The following is a 508-nucleotide window of genomic DNA, read 5'->3' on the forward strand; positions in this document are numbered from 1 at the left end:
ACAAGCATTGAGAAAACTAAGCCGGTTCCAGAAAGGGTGACAATGAAATGATGAGAATAATTACAGCATTAGTTTTCGCATTTAGTGTGAGCGGAGCCTTTGCAGCCGGTGGCGCGTCGGTCCCTCTCGATCATATTAAAACGGATATTCGTGATCAGGAGTCTATGCAGCGAGGCTTAGCGCTGTTCACGAACTACTGTTTCGGTTGTCATGCTCTAGGCTATTCGCGTTATGAGCGCGCAGCAAATGATTTAGGCATTCCAAATGAAATTTTCGAAGAGAATTTATTGGATGGCGAAGCAAAAATTGGTCAGCTAATGACGATATCTATGGCGAGTGATCAAGCAAAGGTGTGGTTTGGTAATCCGCCTCCAGATTTGACGTTAGTGGCTCGTTTACGAGGTGCAGATTGGTTGTATAGTTATCTGCGCGGCTTTTATGCTGATCCAAAACGTCCTTACGGCGTAAACAACGTTGTTTTTAAAGACGTTGGCATGCCTCACGTTTT

1 pseudogene is annotated in these 508 nt (G+C 44.7%); it reads left to right on the forward strand.

The window, feature by feature from the left end:
- Positions 1-47: 47 nt before the first annotated feature.
- A pseudogene (locus A3751_RS00780) lies at positions 48-508 on the forward strand (cytochrome c1); the annotation flags it as partial.

The organism is Oleiphilus sp. HI0080 (assembly GCF_001635135.1).